Origin of the sequence: Streptomyces sp. NPDC019531 (assembly GCF_044903305.1) — a bacterium.
GTDB lineage: Bacteria > Actinomycetota > Actinomycetes > Streptomycetales > Streptomycetaceae > Streptomyces.
In genome coordinates this window covers 226,252-243,984 of the sequence record NZ_JBJDQL010000007.1, presented here as the reverse complement: position 1 = coordinate 243,984, position 17,733 = coordinate 226,252, and the positions used below count along the sequence as shown (strand labels likewise).

The window sequence follows — 17,733 nt, the reverse complement described above, 5'->3', positions numbered from 1 at the left end:
GCAGGTAGCTCAGCCGCCGCTCGGTGAAACTGTCTCCAGCTCCTTGTACGCGTGAACCGGCAGCGATTCCGGCTCCGGGGCGGGGGCCGGGTCTTTTGGGGCCGTCACGTCGGCGATCGCCGCATCGGTGTCTTCACGGTCGTAAGCCGCGTCGCGCAGCTCGTCGAACGCGGCGGCTAGGTCGTCGGGGTTCTCGCCGTACTCCTTCAGGATGTCCTCGGCGTAGGCCCGGACCTCGCGGGCGTCGAGCCGGGAGCGCAGCTCGCCCTCGAACGGGTCGAAGTCGGCGAACCGAAGGGTGGGTTCGGACCGCTTGCGGATGGCCCACACGATTACGCGCATGGCGTGGATGGAGCCCTCGGCTGCGGCCTCCTTGATGTCCGGCCAGCGGGCATCGGCGGTGCGCTCGATGATCTGGATCTCGGAGGCGCGCAGCTTGCCGCGGCCGGCGTCGAAGGGCTGCGGCTCGGAGCCCTCGGGCTCGTAGATGATGATCACGGGTGCTCCTATTCGAGGCGGCGCCGCACGTCGTCGAGGACGCGGGCCACCTCCTGCTCCATACGGGGTCGGTGCTGGCGGACGGTGGTGTCCCACCAGGGCGGGGAGGCGTACTGGTTGACCCAGCCGCCGCGGCTCTTGTTGCCGAACGTGGGGTGGCGCAGGCGGCCGTCGTTCAACTGGCCGGGGACGCCCCGCAGGTCGCGCGGGAGGCGGCCTTTGTCGATCCACACCGTGGCGCCCATGGCGTTGCCGGTGCGGACGCTGATGCGGATGGCCGCGGCGAGGGTTTCCCGCAGGGGGCGGGTGTTCGGTGACGGTCCGCCGCGCCGGGTGCGCCGGCCCTGGCTGCGGATGTCCAGGCCGCGCATCGTGGACTGCAAGTCGTCGCGCAGCGGTTCGGCCGCGCGTCGGATGCGGCGGTGCATCGAGTTGCGGATGTTCTCGCCACCGGCAGCGCGCAGGCGCCGTGACAGCTCCAGCAGGCTGCCGGTGTTGAGGATCCGCACATCCTGGGTCACCGCCGTGTCACAGGGTGACGTCGGTGCTGATGACCTCGATCTTCGGCTGGTTGGTGCCGTCGTACAGGCCGGTGAACGAGAACGTGGGCTTGATCACGCCGAAGCCGTCCACGACGGGCGGCCCCTCGTCGAGCTTGACCGCGGGCAGAGTGATTCGGAACGTCTCCGCATACGTGCTCGCGATGATTGGGCCGATGAACTCCCACACCAGGCTGGTCGCGCCGTCCGAGGTGTGCAGGTCGTCGAGCGTCGCCGCGACGTAGTCCGTCTCCAACGACCCGGTGATCTTCACCTGGTCGTTCTCGATCGGCTCGCGCTTCAATGCGGCCTGGTTGGCGTAGAAGCGCTCGACGTCCTGCGGGCGCTCGATCTTGACGCTGACCTTACGGATCCCGTCGAGTGCGGTCTCCGTACCGAACGTGCCAGTCTTCAGGGCCATCTGCCCGAAGTGGAACGGCGACATGTTCGAGTACGAGGCGACAGCCAGGGTCTGCGTCTCGTCGCAGTCCTTGCCGTCAATCTCGAACGAGCCGGCAAGCATCTCGCCGACTCCGCACGAGAACTCACCAGACGTGATCTTGCAGCCGACGAGGGTCTTGTCCGTGACCGTGCCCGTGGTCAGCGGCACGCCCTTCTGGATCGTCAGACTCTTGCCCGCGACGGATGACAACGTGTGGGTCTGCAGGTACGCCGTGGTCGCGGCCTGCTGCACAGGAGTCACCGTGGTACCCATGAGCTGCTGCAACAGCAACCCCATGCCCTTGTTGGCGATCTCCATTTCGAGGCTGCCCTGCACCTCCTTGCGCGTCAGCACACGCCGCGCCGACAGCGGCAGAAGACGACCCGCCGCGATCCCCGCGGACTGCGCCGTCGTCTTCTTCAAGGCCAAGGATTCCTTGGTGAACTCGATGAACTTCGACGACGCCGTGAAGGTGCCGTATGCCGATTCGGCCGCGATGCCGATCTGCGCGCCGAGTCCGGATCCGATCGCCACGGATCAGCCCTCCTTCTGCGGCGCCGACTTGGCCGCGGTCTTCTTCGCCGGGGCAGCCGGCTCCTGGTCCTTGGGCTCCTCGACCGGCTCCCAGTTCGAGGTCTGGCAGACGTAGCCGTCGAAACGGTCGTCAGGCACCTCGACCACCTCGTCGGGGTGGACGACCCGCTCGGGTCCGAGCTCGGGCACAGTCACCGGCTCAGGGCCCAGATAGCGCACACGCGCCATGGCAGTACTCCTCTGCTGGATGGATCAGATACGGGCCTGGCAGGTCACCGTGAAGTTGAGCCCCGCGTTGGCGCCGTCCTGCTGCCACTGGGACAGGTCGCCTGCGGTCAGGTGCGCCCACAGCACCGTGCCGGTCAGGGTCGGCGCGGTGGGCGCCTCGTTCGTGGCGCGCAGGGCGGTCTCGACGGCCGCCACGATCTCGAAGACCTTGGCGCGTCGGGCGGCCATGTCCTTCTCACCCGACCGGCTTTCGGCGTAGCAGGCGATGGTGAAGGCCTCATCGCGGGTGCGGCCCCCGGCCGAGTTGAAGGACTGCTGGAGGGCGACGGCCGAGTCGCCGCTGGGCTGCCAGCCGACGTGGATGCGGTGCCGGTCGGTGACGTTGACCGACTCCGGGCCGTCGACGATGCGGATGTCCGCCAGGGCTGGGGCCGCCTGGAGAATCGCCAGCAGCGCGTCGACGGCGGCGGGGACCCGGGAAGTCGCCATCTATGCCACCCCCGGCGGGACCTTGTACGGCTCCAGCAGCTGCAGGACCCGGTTGGGGATCGCGTAGCCCCAGCCAGCAATCTGCTCGGTGACGAGGAAGTCGTCACCACCGCCGACCGACGACAGGCCCCGGGACGCCCCGTATTGGGTGCGCCACAGGTGCTGGAGCAGGATCCTGGCCGCGAGGTTGACCGTCGGCAACTCCTCGGTGCGGCCGGCCGTGTACACGAAGCGCCACAGCGTTCCGGCGAAGGAGCCTCCGCGGTAGCGGACGATGCCGGTAGTGCCGTCCAGGACGAGCCGGGCCAGGTCCAGGGCGTCGCCCTCGTCCACGGCCGGCTCGACGGAGACCAGGGCGACGGCGGGGATGCGGGACAGGCACACGCTGGCGCTGCGGCCCTCGATCGTCTCGGTGAACTCACGGACCTCGACGGGCCCGATGTGCCGTTCGATCGGCGCGGTGAGCGCGTCGATGTACGCCTGCAGCTCGACGTCTTCCGTGTCGGTGGTGATGTCGAGCTGGGCCTTGGCCTCGGCGAGGGTGAGCAGCGCCACGGGTGCCTCCCCCCTACTTGCCGTCGAGCGTGGATTTCGTCATCGGCTTGCGGCGACCGGTGGCCTTCTCCGGCTCGCCCGGGGAGGCGGCGTTCTCCTCGGCCGGCACGTCGCCGTCCTTGGCGTCGGCCTCTTCTGCCAGGCCGACGCTGATCATGTACTTGGCCTCACCGTCGGGCAGTTCCTTGATCCCGCCGAGTTCGGGCCAGGGCTCGCCGTTGCGGGTGCCGGAGATGGTTACCTTCATGCGGACTCGCATGTCGTTCCTCTCAGGGGTGCGACGGGCGGCCACCGGATGGTGGCCGCCCTGGGTGCGGATGGATCAGGTCGCCCCGCCGGTGAAGACCTTCACCGCGCCGGTCTGGTCGACGAGCAGGCCGTCCGCGCGGATGATTCCGCGGAAGGTGACCAGGTCGGAGTTGAACGCGTAGTCGTCGGAGCGCTCGAAGCGGACGCCGCCCGCCATGCGGACGAAGTACTGCGAGAAGTCGCCGAACGCGACGGACTTCGCGCTCAGCGCGACGGCGGCCATGTTCGGGTCGGTGTTGACCGGCTTGCCCAGCAGCGTGTCCGGTGCGCCGACCTGGATGGACGGCTGCCACAGGTACTGACCCTGACCGTCCTTCAGCTTCCGCGCGGCGCCGAGCGTGGCGTCCCGCATCAGCCAGCCGCACGACGTGCTGTTCCGGTACGGGGCGATGACGCTGTAGTACAGGTCGATCAGGTTGTCCGCGGTGAACGCACCGACCACGCCGGTGCCGCCGGTCACACCGGCGGAGGCCGTGGTGATGACTCCCGACGGCTTGGACGAGCCGTCACCGGTGATGGCGTGGACGCCGAACGCGTTGCCCAGCGCCCGGCCGGCCTGCATGGCGAGGTAGCCCTCCAGGTCGACCCCGGTGTCGGCGAGGAGTTCGGTGGACGCCTGGAGCAGGACGGCGTACTTGTAGGCGCCCAGGGTGCGCTTGGCGAACGCCGGGTCCGACTCGGAGATGGCCGCGGCCTCCGCGGTGAGCGCGGCGCTGGAGTGCGCCGTCGTCACCGGGATCTCGATGGACTCGCCCGACGACGTGGACAGCACGGTCGGCCCGGCCATCATGATGCCGGACACCTCGATGAGGTGGGCCATCAGCTTGCCGTAGAAGGTGGTCGGGACCGTGTTACCGCCCGCCGTCGCGGTGCCCTTGACCAGGTCACGGAAGGCAACGCCCTCTGGCTTCGCGACGTCGAGGGCGCGCTGCTCGCCGCGCGCCCAGCGGCGCAGTTCGGAGTCGGTCTCGCTCTTGCGCTCCTGCTCCTGCGGCTTGGCGAGCAGCCCGGCGAACGCCGCCTCGGCGTCCTTGGTCCGCTGCTCGGCCTCGGCCAGGTCCTTCGCCCGCGCGTCGATCTTGTCGAGGTCGGCGTTGAAGGCCTGGTACTTGGCCTCCTCCTCAGCGGTGAGGTCCCGCTTCTCCTTCTCGGCCGTGTCGAGCAGATCCTTGGCCTGCTCCCACACGTTGGCCCGGCGCTCCTGGAGCGCCTTGATGAACGAACTCACGTCGCCCTCCTGGGCATGACGAAGACGCCCTGCAGCCGGTGGCCGGGGCGTCAGATGGGTGGGGTGTCGAGGTGGGTTTCGCCCTGCCTCAGAAGGTGCGGCGACTCATGAGCTCGGCTCGCCGCTGCCGTACCGCCATGACCGGGTGGGGGTCGCCCTGCCCGGCCGGCGGGATGATCGTGGGGGTGGGGGCGAGGAACCGCTTCAGCTCGCCCTCCTCGGCCGCGGCCCGCACCTCGGCCAGCTCGGCGCCAGCCTTCTCGGCGAGGGAGCGCAGACCGGTCGAAGTGTCGAGGTACGCGGGGTCGTTGACGGGGGCGACGTCGACCAGCTGCCCGGACAGCAGGGTCCTCACGGGAAAGCCGTCATCGGTCATCGACCAGTCGTCCTCGAAAGTGAAGAACGCGAAGCTGGATTCGGTGACGTCGCCGCGCTGCACCAGCTCGTACACGTCATCGCGAGCGGCGGGCACGTCCACGCTGTAGTCCAGGCCCGTGCCGTCCGTCAGCAGGCGCAGCGTCTTCGCCCGGCTGGTGCCCAGCAGCATGTTGTTGTCGTGGTTGTAGCGGGCCATCACACGGGGCCAGCCGTCGCCTTCGGACTTCGCGAAGAAGCCGGGGTCGATGCGCTCGACGAACCCGCCGAGGTTGCGCGACAGCGTGTTGAACTTCGCCGCGTACCCGCCGATCGTCCTGCCGCCGGCCGCCCGGACCTCCACGAGGCCGCGCGTGAACCGACGCTCGGTGTCGCCGTTCATCACTTCTCGCTTTCGTCCTTGGCCACGTTGCCCAGTGGCGCGTAGTCCTTGCCCAGGCCGCCCGGCAGAGGCGGTTCGTCTTCCATGCGGCGCAGCTCGTCGATGTTGTGGAGGCCGATCGCGCGGGAGATCCGGTGGGCCTGGTAGCGGGTGAGGGTGTCGGTGCGCAGCATCGCGTCCGCGTTGAACCGGGCCTCCTCGGTGGGCGGGCGCAGCAGCGAGAACGCGTCCTCCAGGCGGGCCAGCCACGGGCGCAGGGTCCACGTCAGCAGGTCGATGCTGTTCTGCTCGACCGTCGCGTAGGTCAGGCTGCCGCCCGTCTCGCCGCCCACCTTCTCCGGCGGCACCCCATAGATCGCCGCGATCTGGTTCGCGGTCGCCTTGATGGTCTCCAGGAACTGCGACTCGTTCGCCGGTACCGAGATGGCCCGGTACTTCACACCGTTGCCCAGCGCCACCACATCGCGGCCCTGAGCGGCCTCCTTGAAGCGGGCCTTCAGGATCGTCGCCGCATCCCGGTCGACGACCATGTCCGTCTCCAGGACCGCACTCGGGGTGGAGCCGTTCGCGAACCAGTCCCGGCCGAACTGGTTGGCCAGCAGCCCGGCCTCCGTCGTCGTCGCGAAGTACGCGATCGGCGACAGCCCCAGGATCTGCCCCGGCACCGTGTAGGCGGGGATGTGGAACAGCTGCCCGTCCTCCAGGCGGCGGCCCTTGTAGTACCAGACCGGCACCGGCGCGAGGTTGTCCTCGATGTGCACGTCGTCCGGGTGCAGCCACTCGATCTGGCTGGGCCAGCCGTCCGGCCCCCAGGCGACGATCAGGCCGTAGGCGTTGCCGCGCAGCGTCAGCGACGTCATGCACCGGTGCAGCCAGTCGTAGCGCGTACCGACCGCGGCCGGGCGGCGGAACAGCGCGGGCAGCGGGGCCCGCAGCCGGTCCTCTCCGTCCGCCCGGTAGGACTTCAGGGGCAGGGAAGCCACCGAGTCCGCGAGCAGCCGTGTGGCCGCGTACACGGGGCCCAGCCGTAGGGCCCGCTCCTGGCCGGTGCCGCGCAGGACAGCCGGGTCTGCCCCGGCACCCCACACGTCCTGATAGGAGATCGCCCGCTTCAACGCCGTCCGGCGAAAGGGCCACCACTTCACCACTGCCCCCTCACCACACGCTGCTCAGAATGTCGCCCGGCGGTTCCTCGACCTCGGCGCCCAGGCCCCATGCCGCTTCTGTCGCTGCCACCAGCGGGCTGATGTCCACGCCGACCGTGCGCCGCGCCCACGCCCACGCATCACCCAGGTCACGCTTCTGCGCACCCGCCAGCGCGGACGCCAGCGGCGCATCGTCGAAGTGCGTCAACGCCTGTGTCGTGACCGCGTCGTAGAACTGGCCGCACGCGGCCGCCATCTCCCGCGCCTTCGGCTTGACCACCTCGACGCCCAGGCCCTCCTCGGCGTCCTCCAGCGTGGCGATCAGCGACGCCGCCGGGCTCGCCGGGTCGACGACCCAGCACCGCGGATTCCACTTGGCGTGCAGTTCCTTGGCCCGCTCGACGATCCAGCCCGTACCGGGCCGGTGGTCGACCACCGTGACGTGCACGCCGCCCCGCCACCGGATCGCCGCGCAGATCGCCGCGTGCGACCGCTCTGGGGTCATGTCGATGGACAGGGCCACCGGCGCCGTCGCGCGCGCCTCAGCGATCTCCTTGACGTCACCGACCGCCAGGGCCCGCCACGCCTCCTCAGAGATGACCTGCCACGTGTCCGCCTCGTCCGACGGGTAGTCGCCGACGCCGAGCCGCTCACGCGCGTACAGGGCGTCGCCCATCGTCAGCCTCCGGTGCATGCTCTTCTCGACCTGCAGCCGGTAGCCGACGGCGGGGTTGGCTTTCAGCAGCGAGGCGACGGAATCGATGGCGTCGTGGTCCGTACAGTCCTGCGCGCACTCGTCGACGTGCGGATCGATCGACCACTCCATGTACGCCAGGACCGGGTCGGGCACACCGGACTCCAGGGCCGCCACGGCTCGCCTGCGCAGCCTGCCCATCTGTTGCGACAGGCCACCGATCCCGGCGCTGCCCAGGTACCAGAGCTGGCTGTTGTCGACAGCGTCCGTCGTCGGCGCCAGCGCGGCCATCGCGTCGTCACCGAGGATCATGCACTCGTCGAAGATGACGCAGTCCGCCGTGAACCCGCGCCCCGAGCCACGCGATCGGGCGACGTAGAGAACATGCCGTCCGTCGTGTAGCTCTACCCCTTCACGCCCAACGGTCTTGTGGTAGGCCTTGACGCGTTTGTGCATGTCAGGGCAGTCACGGATGAGGCGCTCGATGCGCTTCATCGTGTTCATCGCGGTCTTGAATTCGTGAGCGCTGACCAGGATCTCCTGCTCGCCCCCTACGAACAGGCCCCACAGCACGCGCGCCTCGATGATCGCGCCTTTGCCGTTCTGCCTCGGGATGTTGACGCACACCTCGGGGGCCGACCAGTCGCCGTCCGCCTTCTCACCCATGCCGACCCGCAGCACGTGCTGCTGCCACGGGTCCAGGCTGAGGCCGGCCTTGGCCGCCAGGCTGACGGCTTCCTGGCCCGCCGTCGAAACGGACACCGGGGCCGCCTCGATCGGCGGTGTCTGCCAGCCGTACACGCGGCCGTCATCCGCCTGAGGCCCGCTTGCTAGCCTCTGACCTGCGCTTTTCTCGCTGCTGAGCAACGTCATCGACCGCGTCCCCCTTCGACTCGACAGGGGCTTGCCTGCGGAGGTCGGCCATGATCGTGCGGAGCTTGTCGGCGACGACCGCCTTGGCGGTGGGGGCGTCCGACGCGACGATCGCCTTGGCGAGCTCGACAGCGACGGCCGCCATGCCGGGCGAAGTCTCGTGAGCGTGGAGATCTTCGAGTTCGGATTCGATCTGGTCGACCAGCCCGCCCATGATCACCCCCGGTCGTCACACACCGTCACGTCACGCAGAGTGACGCTCGCTAAATCGCTGGCGCTCGCTTCGCCGGATTAGGGCTTTGGATTTGGCCGCGCAAAAAACCGGGCGACAAGGGCGTTTGGGTCGCTCGGCCCTGCCCTCAAAAACGGGGCCGGATGCCTTGATCACCAGTCGAGGGTGCGGCCGGCCCGGGTCGCCTCGGGTGCCTTCCGTTGCCGGTACCAGCGGCTGGCTACTCTGCGCATTTCGGGGTCGCGCATGGCTTCGATGCGCTTCATGACGATGTCGCGGCCGGGGTCGACGGCGATGATCGTGGCGTCCATGCGCTTGTAGCGGGCGAGCCATTTCGTGGTGGGCATGGTGTGGATCAGGTAGATGTCGACCTTGTCGCGGTGCTCGAACGCTTCGTACATGGCGGCGTAGCGGGCTTTGTGGGCGACGCGCAGCAGGGTGGGGTCCTGGTTCCACTGCGGTGCGCCGGGCCCGGCGAGGGCCTGGGTGATGCGGTCGAGGTCGATGACGATGTCGCGGGCCTTGGCCTTGCCTTCGATCCACGACGACTTGCCTGCGGCGGGCGGGCCGGTCACGACGTACAGCATGGGCACTTCGCCGGGGGTGGTGGCGGCGGGTTGGCCGGTGTGCGTCGGGGCGTCAACGTGGGCTTCTGCCCGGCGGGTTGAGCCATGGTCACCACCTCAGTGCGGGCTTCTGTCTGCTGGCCTTGACAGTGGGGCGGTTGCCGCGGGCGCTGTTGCAGCGGCGGTGCGCTGAGCGGGCGTTGGTGGGGTCGAGGAGCTTGCCCCCCTTCGACAGGGGCGTCTCGTGGTCGAGGGTGAAGGCGAGGGGGTGGCGGCGGCCGTCGACGTTGGCGGGGATGTTGTGGCCGCAGATCCAGCAGGGCAGGCCCTGGGCTTTCTGGGCGGCGACGAGGCGACGGTAGGGACGCCCGTTGCGGGGGTTCTTCGCCACGTCCACCCCCAGACACGACGACGCCCTCAGGGGCTTCCTGAGGGCACAGTTGTACACCGAGATCGTGACACCCGGCTGACCTGCGGTCAAGCGACCTTGGCGGCTGCGCGTTTGGCGGCGAGAGCAGCGACGTCGGCGGCCGGGTACCAGGGCTGGCGTTCGGTCCCACCGGAGCGGGCCAGTTTGCCGCGTTGGACGAGCTTGCGGACGGCGGGGAGGCCGATGCCGAGGGCCTGGGCGGTCTGGTGGGCGGTGAGGTGGCCGGGCCGGATGATCTGCGACTCCATGACGTCAGTGTGCAACGTGCAGTCAACGCGGGGGCGTGGTGGACTAAATGGTCGGTGGCTGTTCGGCACATCGGTGGTGGTGGCTATGGCTGGCGCTGAAGGGCGACGGAGTCGAGGGCCTGTGCGGCGGGCTCGGAGAAGGTGGGCCGCCATGGGGTTGCCCCGCCGAATCGTCACGGCCGTCCTGGCCGCGGTCATCGGCCTTCTGGTGGTCTTCATCGTCCTCGGGGCGATCCTCGCGGCATGTGGCGTGGGGGAGGAGGAGACACCCGAGTCTCCGTCTCCGTCGCGCACGGCGCCGACAACCTCCTCGCCTGGCGTACCGCCGTCCAGGCCTCCCGTGACAGAGACGGCCACCGGGACGGCTTTGCCCGTTCCACCCTCGCAGGAGACAACGCCGGAGACCACGGAGTCGGAACCCACGGGGCCCACGACGGCGCCGCCCGCAGACGTGTACTACGAGAACTGCGACGAGGCGCGGGCTGCTGGCGATGCCCCGCTGTTCGCCGGCGATCCCGGGTATGGGCCGCACCTGGACCGGGATGGTGATGGTGTCGCGTGCGAGCCGTAGCGGGGCTGATCCCGGGCAATTCTTGGTCTGTCGCGGGAGGCCCCGAAACTCGAAACTTCGCAGGTGGGGGCCGATATCGGGGGCGAAACCGGTTTCGGATCAAGGTGAAACCACGGGCTTGATCCGAAACCGGCTCGCGGGGGTCTATTCGCTGTCCTCGGTGGGCGCGATGTCCACCCAGCGCAGGCCCTTGGCGCCCCCGCAGCACTCTCGGATGGTGATCTGCCGGGTGGAGACCTTGAAGGGCTTCAGGGCGGCGGACAGGGCCGTCGAGGCGGCGGCGGTGTCCATCTCCGTCCACGGGCCGTACAGGTCGGCGCGGTAGCGGGCGAGGGCTTCGACGAGGCGGTGGGAGTGCACGGAGTCGACGCCGTCGGGCCAGATCGCGCGGAGGTGGTCGACGACGGTCTCGACGTTCAGTTCCTCGACGACTGCGCCGACGGACTGTCCGGACAGGGTGCCGGCGGCGGTGCGCAGGGCGAGGGCCCGCTTGGCGATGTCCTCGGCTTCGGTCTGCTTGATGAACGCGGCGCGGACGGTGATGCCTTCGCGGCCGCGGGCGAGGATGCCGGTGCCCTGCTCGTCGATGCTGATGTCGGTGGCGCGCAGGCCGCGGTCGTAGGCGCCGGTGCCGAGCACGTTGTTGTTGGCCCGCCAGTCCATGACGGCCAGGCACAGGCGGGTGCCCACGCTGCTGGAGACGGAGGAGGGCAGGGAGGGGGCGTCGGGGTTCTGGGTGAGGAGGATGAGGATGATGCCGTAGGCGCGGGCCTTCTTGATGAGGCGGGTGGCCAGGGTGGCGGCTTCTTCCTTGTAGTCGTCGTGGGTGAACAACTCCTGCACCTCGTCGATGACGATGACGCGCGGCCCGAGGTTCTGCTCGGGGTACTTCTCCGCCAGGGCGCGGGTGACCTTGCGGCCCTCGGGGACCTCGGAGGCGGGCAGGGAGCGGATGAACGCGGCACGGCGCTGGTACTCGGCGATCCCGGAGCGCATGCCGGCGAGGGCAGCCTCCAGGTCGGGGTCATCGTCGCCGGAGACGTAGCGGTGACAGATCGGCTTGACGGAGTCGAGGTCGCCGGAGCCCTTGAGTTCGTAGATCCACAGTTCGGCGCTGGGGTCGAGGGCGACGCCGAGGACGATGGCGAGCGCGCAGGACGTCTTGCCGGAGCCGGGGATGCCTCCGACCAGGAGGTTCGAGTACATGAGGGTGATGGTGATGAGGTTGCCGCGCGGGTCGAAGCCATACGGGAGCGGCTCGTAGACGTCGGCCTGGCCGTCCTTCATGAGGGGCCACAGCTTGCGGCCGGCCTTGGCGGGGTCGCGCTGGGCGACCCACAGGACGAGGCGGCCGGGGTGGGCGGTGCGGTCGGCCTCCGGCCACACGGTGGAGATGGGGCGGCGCATGGCGGCGGCGAGCGCGGACCGCTTCTCCAGGACGGCGGTGGCCTCGATACCCGGAGGGAGGTCGACCTCGGCACGCCAGCCGGGGCCGTCGCGCATCACCTCGGAGGCGAACTCGACTCCCTTGCGGCCCTTCTTGCCCTCGATGCCGATGGCGGCGAGGGCGTCGAAGACCTCGGTGGAGTCGAGCCGCCTGAGGACGTTGGTGGCGACGTAGCGGGTGATGAGGGGCTTGTCGCCCTTCTTTCCGGCTACGCCGGTCAGGGCGACGGCGGCGATCGCGGCGGTGAGCGTCCAGCCGGGTACGAGGAACGAGCTGATCAGGGAGGTGATGCCGGTGGTCGTGGCGACGGCGAGGGAGGCGATCCGGCGCGGCCGCACTCGCCGGGACTTCTCCCGGGACAGCGACAGCCACGCCTCGATGTCCGCGGAGGCGGCGGCCTTGGCCTCGACGGGCCGGGCCTCGGTGTCAGCGACCCACTTGCCCCAGCGGACGGTGAGCCGTCCGGCGCCTCGCGGGGCGCGCAGCAGCAGGCGGGCCAGGTAGACGGGGGCGCGGAGGGCGTGGAAGCCGGTGACGTGCGCGTAGTACGACACGGTCCAGCGGGCGCCGTTGATGAACTCGGTGGCGTTGCGCAGGAACGTGGGGACGACGGGCGGGGCTTCGGCGAGGTAGGCCTGCTTCTCCGCGATCCACGTGCCTGCGGGTGGGGCTTCTGCGGGCGGGTCGACGGGCCGGGGCTCCGCGTCCTGGATGACGTCGATGATGGTCTCGGTCAGGACGCTGCGGGTGTCTGGGGCGTCCTCGGCGTCCTGGGGGGCGTCCTTGTGGAGTTGGACGACGTTGTTCTGCATGATGTGGTCTCCGGTCGTTCTGTTGGGCGGTCCGGGGCCCGGGGACGGCGGGCTGCTTGGCGGTAGGACGCCGTCCCCGGGGCGTAGCTACTTCTTCTTGCGGCGCTCCGCCTGCTTCTCGATGCGCACGACCTTGCGCTGCAGGTCGCTCAGGTCGACGTTGGGCCCGGCCGCGCCACGCTTGGCCATGCGGGCGACGAGGGCGGCGACGCGGATCTTCTCGCCGGTGGTGAAGTCGCTGAACTTGAGGTCCTTGGCCATAGTTCAGGCCTCCTTGGTGTCGTCGTCGGGCAGGGTCATGGAGAAGGTGACGGTGAAGTCGCCGTCGTCCTCGATCTCGACCTCGCTGCCGGTCTCCGGGTTTGTCTCGGCCATGGGTCAGACCTCCATCTGGGGCAGGGCGGCGGCGATGGCGGTGTGGGTGCGGGCGATGTCCGCCCACAGGGTGGCGGCCGCGGCGAGCGGGGCGACCTTGTGCGGGTAGTCGGGGTTGGTGGCGTACTTCTCAGCGTCACCAGCGAGTCGTTCGGCCCGGGTTACGGCCGCGTTGGCCAGCTTCAGGTGCTGTGCTCGGTTCATGAATTCCTCCTGGTCAGCGGGTTTTGTGGAAGTCGCGCCACATGGAGCGCAGGACGAGGGCCAGGATCGCGACGGAGATCCCGCCGATGGCGATGGCGATGGCGATGGAGGCGAACGCGATCCCGATGCTGCCGATGCAGACGGCGCAGCTGATGCCGATCCACTCGCCGGTGCTGCGGCCGGGCCGGTGCTGGTGCTGGCAGGTGTGCGGCTGGGCGGTGGGCTGTGGCTGTGCCAGCTTGGCCAGCTCCATCGCCGCGAACGCCAGCTGCACGGCGGCCGTGTCGACGGCGGCCTCCTTCGCGGCGGCTTCGGCCTTCTCCAGTGCGTCGCTCACGGCCTCCACCTCCGCATGCGGCCGGTGAGGGCGGGACGCGTCAGGACGCCGAGGACGAACGCGACGACGGCGGGCTGCGCGCACGCGCTGATGGTCGCCGCGGTGGCGTCGAGGGCGGCCGGCCACAGCAGGAGCACGCCGAGCAGGGCGCCGAAGAGGATCGCCTTCATACCGGCACCCCCACCTGGAACTTGGGCAGCTCGTCGGGGTGGAAGAGGTTGCGTCCGGACGCGTCCTTGCAGTGGACGGGGATGCGTCCGAGGGCCACCCAGTTGCGGACGGTGGACGGCTTGATCCCGTAGTGGTCGGCGACGTCGTTGGACGTCATCAGGGGCGGCTCGGGCGGGGGCGCGTCCTCGGTGTCCTGGTCCGTCCCGGGTGGGAGTTCAGGCGTCCCGTGGGCGTCCTGCTTCTCCTCCCGTTCGAGGGTCACGGTGGGCGCGTCGGTGTCTGCAATTGCGGGTGCTGGGACGCCCGGGACGGGAGCGGACTCTGTGGTGTCCTCGGTGTTCTGTGCGTCCTGGTGCGCGTCCGGCGGGCTGGCGGCGAGGTGCAGGAGGTGTCCGACGACGGCGGGCGGGACCAGCGAGGTGACGGCGATCAGGACGGGCTGGTCGGCGATGACGTGCCCGGTGGTGATGAGGTGGGAGACGACCTGCGCGGCCATGGCCAGGGTGAGGGCGAGGCAGGCGCCGATGATGGCGGACCACCGTCCTCGGTCGCCGGGGCGGCGGGTGGAGGCGACGGCGGCCGCGATGCCCGCGTAGGCGGACAGGACGACCGGCATGCCGTAGGTGAAGGGGTCGTTCCATCCGGCATTCTCGGCGAGGTGGTATTCGCCGGGCGCGCACATGAGGAGGGCGACGCCGAGGACGACGGGGCGTCCGCCGGCGGTGAGGCCGCGCACCCACAGCGGGGCGGCCGGGCGACTGGTGGCCGGGGCGGGGCGCCGGAACCAGCGGGCCAGGAACTTGGGGAGGCGGATCACTGGCTGCCTCCGGCGAGGATGTCGGCGAGCTGGCGGCCGAGGGCGCGCAGCTGCTCCGCCGTCTGGACGAGCGCGTCGGCAAGCTGCTCGACCTCGTCGGGGGTGTACGAGCCGGTGAGGTCGCCGCCCTCGACGTAGAGGACGGGCCCGGGCTGGTGCTGGGAGAACGGTGACGAGGAGAGGATCGCGCGGAGCGTCTGGAAGCCGTTGGCCTCGATGACGTGCTCGGGCCCGTAGTGGGTGATGTCGACCTTGTACTGGGCGAGCGGGCTGGGGTGGCCGGCGCACCAGTCGGGTTCGTCGATCTCCAGGGGCTTGGTGACGAACACGTTGACGGTGGCGGTGCGGGGCTCGGTGCTCACTGGCCTTCACCCCGCTCGCGGGTCTCGGCGCGGGACAGCTGCTCGGGGCGGGTGCGCGGGCCGTCGACCCACGGGAACGGGCGGAGGCTGTCAGCGGCCTTGAAGGCGCGGATGGCCGCGCCGTCGGGGGCGTCGGGCAGGGCGTAGACGCGGGCGCCGTCGAGGGACGCGAGCATCCGGGCGGCGTGGTGCTCGCAGCCGTCGGCGCCGGCGTTCTCGCGGTCGAGGACGGTGACAACGACCAGGCCCACGCACGGGTCCGGGTCCTCGGGGTGGGCGGCCGGGCAACGCTGCTGGTCTCCGCCAGGGGTACCCGTCAGCGTGCACCCCTTCTCGCCGTCGACCGCGCGGACCAGGATGCGCAACGCCTCGGAGACGGCTCCGTACGCGGCGGGGTAGTCGAAGCCGTCGGCGCTGCTGTCGCCGTAGGCGGCGAGCATCTTGCGGGCGACCCGGATGGCGACGGCGAGGTCGCTGGGCTCGGGGGCCGGGGGGATCGCGAAGGCGGTGGCGAAGGGGGTGTAAGGCGGGAAGGGCTGGGCGGAGGCTTGCTCGGCCTGGCCCTTGGTGAAGTCCTGGTCGCAGAGCTGGTGCAGCTCGGCCAGGCGGGAACTTGCGGGCGTGTTCGGGCCCGCGACATGATCGGTCATGCCGACTCCTGGTGTAGTCAGGATGTTCGGTAGAGGGTCGGGCGGCGCGCGCGCCTCCTCGGTGCTCCAACACCGGGGAGAGCTGTCGTCCGGCCCTCGCTGTCTATTCGGTTGTGGAGGTGTCCGGTTTGGACGCCTTCTTGCGTTTGCGCTCGTCTCGCTTGAGCGCCTGGTCGACGGCCTGCCAGCTGCGCCCGAGTTCTCGGGCGACGTCGGCGACCGTGCCGAGTTCCGCTACGCCTTCGCGTAGGGCTGCGGCTCGCCGGGTGGCGGCATCAGATACGAGTCCGTTCAGCTGCTCCAACAGCGTCTCTTCCCCGAGAACCCGGTCCCGCCAGGACATCGGTTCCATCCCCAGCACGGTATCCAATACCGGTGTTGGATGCAAGGAGGTCACGCCGACTCCCGCGGTTGGTAGTGCTGAAGCAGCAGAAGATCCTGCTCGGTGCGGTACGCCGTCCCGCACCACCGGCACCGCACCGGCTCACCCGGCAGCCGGGACAGCACCGCCCCGCACACCGTGCCCTGATCGTCCGTCACCGCCACGCACACGCCGAGCCGCTGACGGCGCGGCACCGGATCCCCGACGAGGGACCGGAGCTCGGCCTCCACCTCGCGCACCTCGCGCGCCAGGTCGCCAGCCGCCGGATAGGTGGCGGCGATCCACTCCAGCTCCATCGCCAGCCACCGGCAGTCCGCGGGCAGTCCGGCCGGGGGCGGGGACGAGTGCTGCGGCCATCGCTCCCGCTGCACGTCCACTCGCCACGAGTGCACGACGTCGCCCGCACGGTTGCCGTGGAGTTCGTCGAACACGGCCTCGTTGATCGGTGACCGGGGTCCAGCCGTGTGCGCTGTGACCAGCTCACCGAACCCGGAGCGGGCGGGCACGAGAAACATGGCCAGCTCGCTGGCCAAGGCGGGGAGTTGGGCGAGGCGCCCGGCGAGGGCGACGGTGTCGCGCTGGCACAGGTAGCCGTGTTCCAGGTCCCGCTCGCACAGGCCGCAGGATGCTGTCACGGATCCTCCGTGGTTTCGTCGTCTGGTGGGGTCGGCTTCTTGGGGATCTCGCCCGCGGGGTTCGTCATGATCCGGCGCAGCTTCTCAACCAGTTCGTCGCTCGGCTCGGGGGCTTCCTTCACCCTCTTGCGGATTGCGGCGATCACGTCGTCGCCGAGGATGCGGCGTCGTTCTTCAGCGTCCATGGCGGGCGGGTGCCCGAGTCGATGGCGGTCAACTGCTGCGCCTGGTAGGTGCGGAGGCTGTTGTGGAAGCGGTCGGCGTTGGTGATCCGCCACTGGCTTCGAGCCTTCGCGGTGTCGCGGCGGGCGTCGCGCCAGTTCCAGAAGGCGTGCAGGCCCGCCATGAGCTGCGCGCCGAGGCTTACGCCGACGCACAGCATCTGGATCTCGTTCGGGGTCACGTCGATCTCCTAGAAAGGGGGCTCGTCGGAGTAGCCGGCACCCTGCGCGGCGGGCTGCTGCTGGTTGCCGCCCCAGCCGCCGCTCTGCTGCTGGCCGTTCGCGGGCTGGCCTGTTGCCCATGGATCAGGTGTCACATTTCCCTGGCCGGCTGTTACACCTGCCTGTCGCTGGCCGCTGGCCGCCGGGTTCTTCGTCACCTTGGCGGTAGCGCGGGCGAGGCTCGGGCCGACCTCGTCGACGTCGAGCTCGTACACGGTGCGTTTCACACCCTCGCGGTCCTCGTAGGACCGCTGCTTCAGCCGGCCCTGGACGATGACGCGGACGCCGCGGGCAAGGGACTCGGCGACGTTCTCGGCGGCCTGTCGCCACACCGAGCAGGTGAGGAACAGGGCGTCGCCGTCCTTCCACTCGTTCGTCTGCTTGTCAAACACGCGAGGGGTGGAGGCGATGCGGAACTTGGCGACGGCAGCGCCGGCCGGGGTGAACCTCAGCTCGGGGTCGTCGACCAGGTTGCCGACGACGGTGATGACGGTCTCTCCGGACATCAGTTGGTCTCCTTCTCGGGGTCGTGGTTGGGCCGGTAGACGAAGTGGCGGTTGAGCGCCTCGAACGACTCCTCGGTGTGCGCGAACGGCGGGAAGCCGGGGGAGTTGTCGACGAAGGGCAGGAGGATGTCGTCGCCGTCCTTGTCGGTGGCGACCTTCCAGGCGATGACGGGATCGAGGCTGACCTCGCCGTCCTCGTCTGTCTCCTCGACGTACCAGCCAGGGGAGGCGGGAATGACTCGGCTTTCTGTCAT

The 17,733-nt window shown here is 69.9% G+C and carries 30 protein-coding genes; 1 reads left to right on the top strand and 29 read right to left on the bottom strand.

The window, feature by feature from the left end; translation table 11 throughout:
- Positions 1 to 9 precede the first annotated feature (9 nt).
- The 15 genes from ACI2L1_RS12195 to ACI2L1_RS12125 form a co-directional block, all read right to left on the bottom strand.
- Complete coding sequence (locus ACI2L1_RS12195; RefSeq protein WP_404739232.1) at positions 10 to 498, bottom strand: hypothetical protein; 489 nt, start codon at positions 496 to 498, stop codon at positions 10 to 12.
- Positions 499 to 506: 8 nt separating this feature from the next.
- Positions 507 to 1,019: a hypothetical protein gene (locus ACI2L1_RS12190; protein ID WP_404739231.1), complete on the bottom strand. Its 513-nt coding sequence runs from the start codon at positions 1,017 to 1,019 to the stop codon at positions 507 to 509.
- Between the two features lie 7 nt (positions 1,020 to 1,026).
- Complete coding sequence (locus ACI2L1_RS12185) at positions 1,027 to 2,013, bottom strand: phage tail tube protein (protein WP_404739230.1); 987 nt, start codon at positions 2,011 to 2,013, stop codon at positions 1,027 to 1,029.
- Positions 2,014 to 2,016: 3 nt separating this feature from the next.
- A complete protein-coding gene (locus ACI2L1_RS12180) occupies positions 2,017 to 2,241 on the bottom strand; it encodes a hypothetical protein (protein WP_404739229.1) in 225 nt (74 codons plus the stop codon).
- Positions 2,242 to 2,265: 24 nt separating this feature from the next.
- On the bottom strand, positions 2,266 to 2,730 hold the full coding sequence (locus tag ACI2L1_RS12175) for a hypothetical protein (protein ID WP_404739228.1): 465 nt from the start codon (positions 2,728 to 2,730) through the stop codon (positions 2,266 to 2,268).
- Entirely contained in the window at positions 2,731 to 3,285 is a 555-nt protein-coding gene (locus ACI2L1_RS12170; RefSeq protein WP_404739227.1) for a head-tail connector protein, read from the bottom strand.
- Between the two features lie 13 nt (positions 3,286 to 3,298).
- Complete coding sequence (locus ACI2L1_RS12165; RefSeq protein WP_404739226.1) at positions 3,299 to 3,532, bottom strand: hypothetical protein; 234 nt, start codon at positions 3,530 to 3,532, stop codon at positions 3,299 to 3,301.
- A 75-nt stretch (positions 3,533 to 3,607) separates the two neighbouring features.
- Positions 3,608 to 4,822 carry a phage major capsid protein gene (locus tag ACI2L1_RS12160; RefSeq protein WP_404739225.1) on the bottom strand — a complete coding sequence of 405 codons (1,215 nt, stop codon included), beginning with the start codon at positions 4,820 to 4,822 and terminating at the stop codon, positions 3,608 to 3,610.
- 88 nt (positions 4,823 to 4,910) lie between these two features.
- The gene (locus tag ACI2L1_RS12155; protein WP_404739224.1) at positions 4,911 to 5,579 is read right to left on the bottom strand and encodes an HK97 family phage prohead protease; all 669 of its coding nucleotides are present in this window, start codon (positions 5,577 to 5,579) and stop codon (positions 4,911 to 4,913) included.
- Positions 5,579 to 6,724: a phage portal protein gene (locus ACI2L1_RS12150; RefSeq protein WP_404739223.1), complete on the bottom strand. Its 1,146-nt coding sequence runs from the start codon at positions 6,722 to 6,724 to the stop codon at positions 5,579 to 5,581. Before ACI2L1_RS12150 ends, ACI2L1_RS12155 begins: the two co-directional genes overlap by 1 nt.
- A 10-nt stretch (positions 6,725 to 6,734) precedes the next feature.
- Positions 6,735 to 8,180: a terminase gene (locus ACI2L1_RS12145; RefSeq protein ID WP_404739222.1), complete on the bottom strand. Its 1,446-nt coding sequence runs from the start codon at positions 8,178 to 8,180 to the stop codon at positions 6,735 to 6,737.
- 46 nt (positions 8,181 to 8,226) lie between these two features.
- Positions 8,227 to 8,505 (bottom strand): hypothetical protein, encoded by a 279-nt coding sequence (locus ACI2L1_RS12140; protein ID WP_404739221.1) that lies wholly within the window; start codon positions 8,503 to 8,505, stop codon positions 8,227 to 8,229.
- 170 nt (positions 8,506 to 8,675) lie between these two features.
- Entirely contained in the window at positions 8,676 to 9,110 is a 435-nt protein-coding gene (locus ACI2L1_RS12135) for a hypothetical protein (RefSeq protein ID WP_404739220.1), read from the bottom strand.
- Between the two features lie 88 nt (positions 9,111 to 9,198).
- On the bottom strand, positions 9,199 to 9,480 hold the full coding sequence (locus ACI2L1_RS12130) for an HNH endonuclease (protein WP_404739219.1): 282 nt from the start codon (positions 9,478 to 9,480) through the stop codon (positions 9,199 to 9,201).
- Between the two features lie 86 nt (positions 9,481 to 9,566).
- The gene (locus ACI2L1_RS12125; protein WP_404739218.1) at positions 9,567 to 9,767 is read right to left on the bottom strand and encodes a hypothetical protein; all 201 of its coding nucleotides are present in this window, start codon (positions 9,765 to 9,767) and stop codon (positions 9,567 to 9,569) included.
- Here ACI2L1_RS12125 and ACI2L1_RS12120 point away from each other — a divergent pair.
- On the top strand, positions 9,703 to 10,338 hold the full coding sequence (locus ACI2L1_RS12120; protein WP_404739217.1) for an excalibur calcium-binding domain-containing protein: 636 nt from the start codon (positions 9,703 to 9,705) through the stop codon (positions 10,336 to 10,338). The genes ACI2L1_RS12125 and ACI2L1_RS12120 overlap by 65 nt on opposite strands.
- Positions 10,339 to 10,482: 144 nt before the next feature.
- On the opposite strand, the gene ACI2L1_RS12115 is transcribed toward ACI2L1_RS12120, so the two are convergent.
- The 14 genes from ACI2L1_RS12115 to ACI2L1_RS12050 form a co-directional block, all read right to left on the bottom strand.
- On the bottom strand, positions 10,483 to 12,597 hold the full coding sequence (locus tag ACI2L1_RS12115) for an FtsK/SpoIIIE domain-containing protein (protein WP_404739216.1): 2,115 nt from the start codon (positions 12,595 to 12,597) through the stop codon (positions 10,483 to 10,485).
- 87 nt (positions 12,598 to 12,684) lie between these two features.
- Entirely contained in the window at positions 12,685 to 12,858 is a 174-nt protein-coding gene (locus ACI2L1_RS12110; protein ID WP_404739215.1) for a DUF6257 family protein, read from the bottom strand.
- 117 nt (positions 12,859 to 12,975) lie between these two features.
- Positions 12,976 to 13,176, bottom strand: a complete 201-nt coding sequence (locus ACI2L1_RS12105; protein ID WP_404739214.1) for a hypothetical protein — start codon at positions 13,174 to 13,176, stop codon at positions 12,976 to 12,978.
- Between the two features lie 13 nt (positions 13,177 to 13,189).
- A complete protein-coding gene (locus tag ACI2L1_RS12100) occupies positions 13,190 to 13,513 on the bottom strand; it encodes a hypothetical protein (RefSeq protein WP_404739213.1) in 324 nt (107 codons plus the stop codon).
- The gene (locus ACI2L1_RS12095; protein WP_404739212.1) at positions 13,510 to 13,683 is read right to left on the bottom strand and encodes a hypothetical protein; all 174 of its coding nucleotides are present in this window, start codon (positions 13,681 to 13,683) and stop codon (positions 13,510 to 13,512) included. The genes ACI2L1_RS12100 and ACI2L1_RS12095 overlap by 4 nt, the downstream gene beginning before the upstream one ends.
- Entirely contained in the window at positions 13,680 to 14,501 is an 822-nt protein-coding gene (locus ACI2L1_RS12090; protein WP_404739211.1) for a helix-turn-helix domain-containing protein, read from the bottom strand. Before ACI2L1_RS12090 ends, ACI2L1_RS12095 begins: the two co-directional genes overlap by 4 nt.
- Entirely contained in the window at positions 14,498 to 14,863 is a 366-nt protein-coding gene (locus ACI2L1_RS12085) for a DUF6907 domain-containing protein (RefSeq protein ID WP_404739210.1), read from the bottom strand. The genes ACI2L1_RS12090 and ACI2L1_RS12085 overlap by 4 nt, the downstream gene beginning before the upstream one ends.
- Positions 14,860 to 15,513, bottom strand: coding sequence for a hypothetical protein (locus ACI2L1_RS12080; RefSeq protein WP_404739209.1), 654 nt, complete (start codon positions 15,511 to 15,513; stop codon positions 14,860 to 14,862). Before ACI2L1_RS12080 ends, ACI2L1_RS12085 begins: the two co-directional genes overlap by 4 nt.
- A gap of 103 nt (positions 15,514 to 15,616) precedes the next feature.
- Positions 15,617 to 15,865, bottom strand: coding sequence for a hypothetical protein (locus ACI2L1_RS12075; protein ID WP_404739208.1), 249 nt, complete (start codon positions 15,863 to 15,865; stop codon positions 15,617 to 15,619).
- A gap of 41 nt (positions 15,866 to 15,906) precedes the next feature.
- Positions 15,907 to 16,530 (bottom strand): hypothetical protein, encoded by a 624-nt coding sequence (locus ACI2L1_RS12070; RefSeq protein ID WP_404739207.1) that lies wholly within the window; start codon positions 16,528 to 16,530, stop codon positions 15,907 to 15,909.
- Positions 16,527 to 16,676 carry a hypothetical protein gene (locus ACI2L1_RS12065; RefSeq protein ID WP_404739206.1) on the bottom strand — a complete coding sequence of 50 codons (150 nt, stop codon included), beginning with the start codon at positions 16,674 to 16,676 and terminating at the stop codon, positions 16,527 to 16,529. The genes ACI2L1_RS12070 and ACI2L1_RS12065 overlap by 4 nt, the downstream gene beginning before the upstream one ends.
- On the bottom strand, positions 16,673 to 16,933 hold the full coding sequence (locus ACI2L1_RS12060; RefSeq protein WP_404739205.1) for a hypothetical protein: 261 nt from the start codon (positions 16,931 to 16,933) through the stop codon (positions 16,673 to 16,675). The genes ACI2L1_RS12065 and ACI2L1_RS12060 overlap by 4 nt, the downstream gene beginning before the upstream one ends.
- A 9-nt stretch (positions 16,934 to 16,942) precedes the next feature.
- Positions 16,943 to 17,479 (bottom strand): single-stranded DNA-binding protein, encoded by a 537-nt coding sequence (locus ACI2L1_RS12055; protein ID WP_404739204.1) that lies wholly within the window; start codon positions 17,477 to 17,479, stop codon positions 16,943 to 16,945.
- Positions 17,479 to 17,733, bottom strand: a complete 255-nt coding sequence (locus ACI2L1_RS12050) for a hypothetical protein (protein WP_404739203.1) — start codon at positions 17,731 to 17,733, stop codon at positions 17,479 to 17,481. The genes ACI2L1_RS12055 and ACI2L1_RS12050 overlap by 1 nt, the downstream gene beginning before the upstream one ends.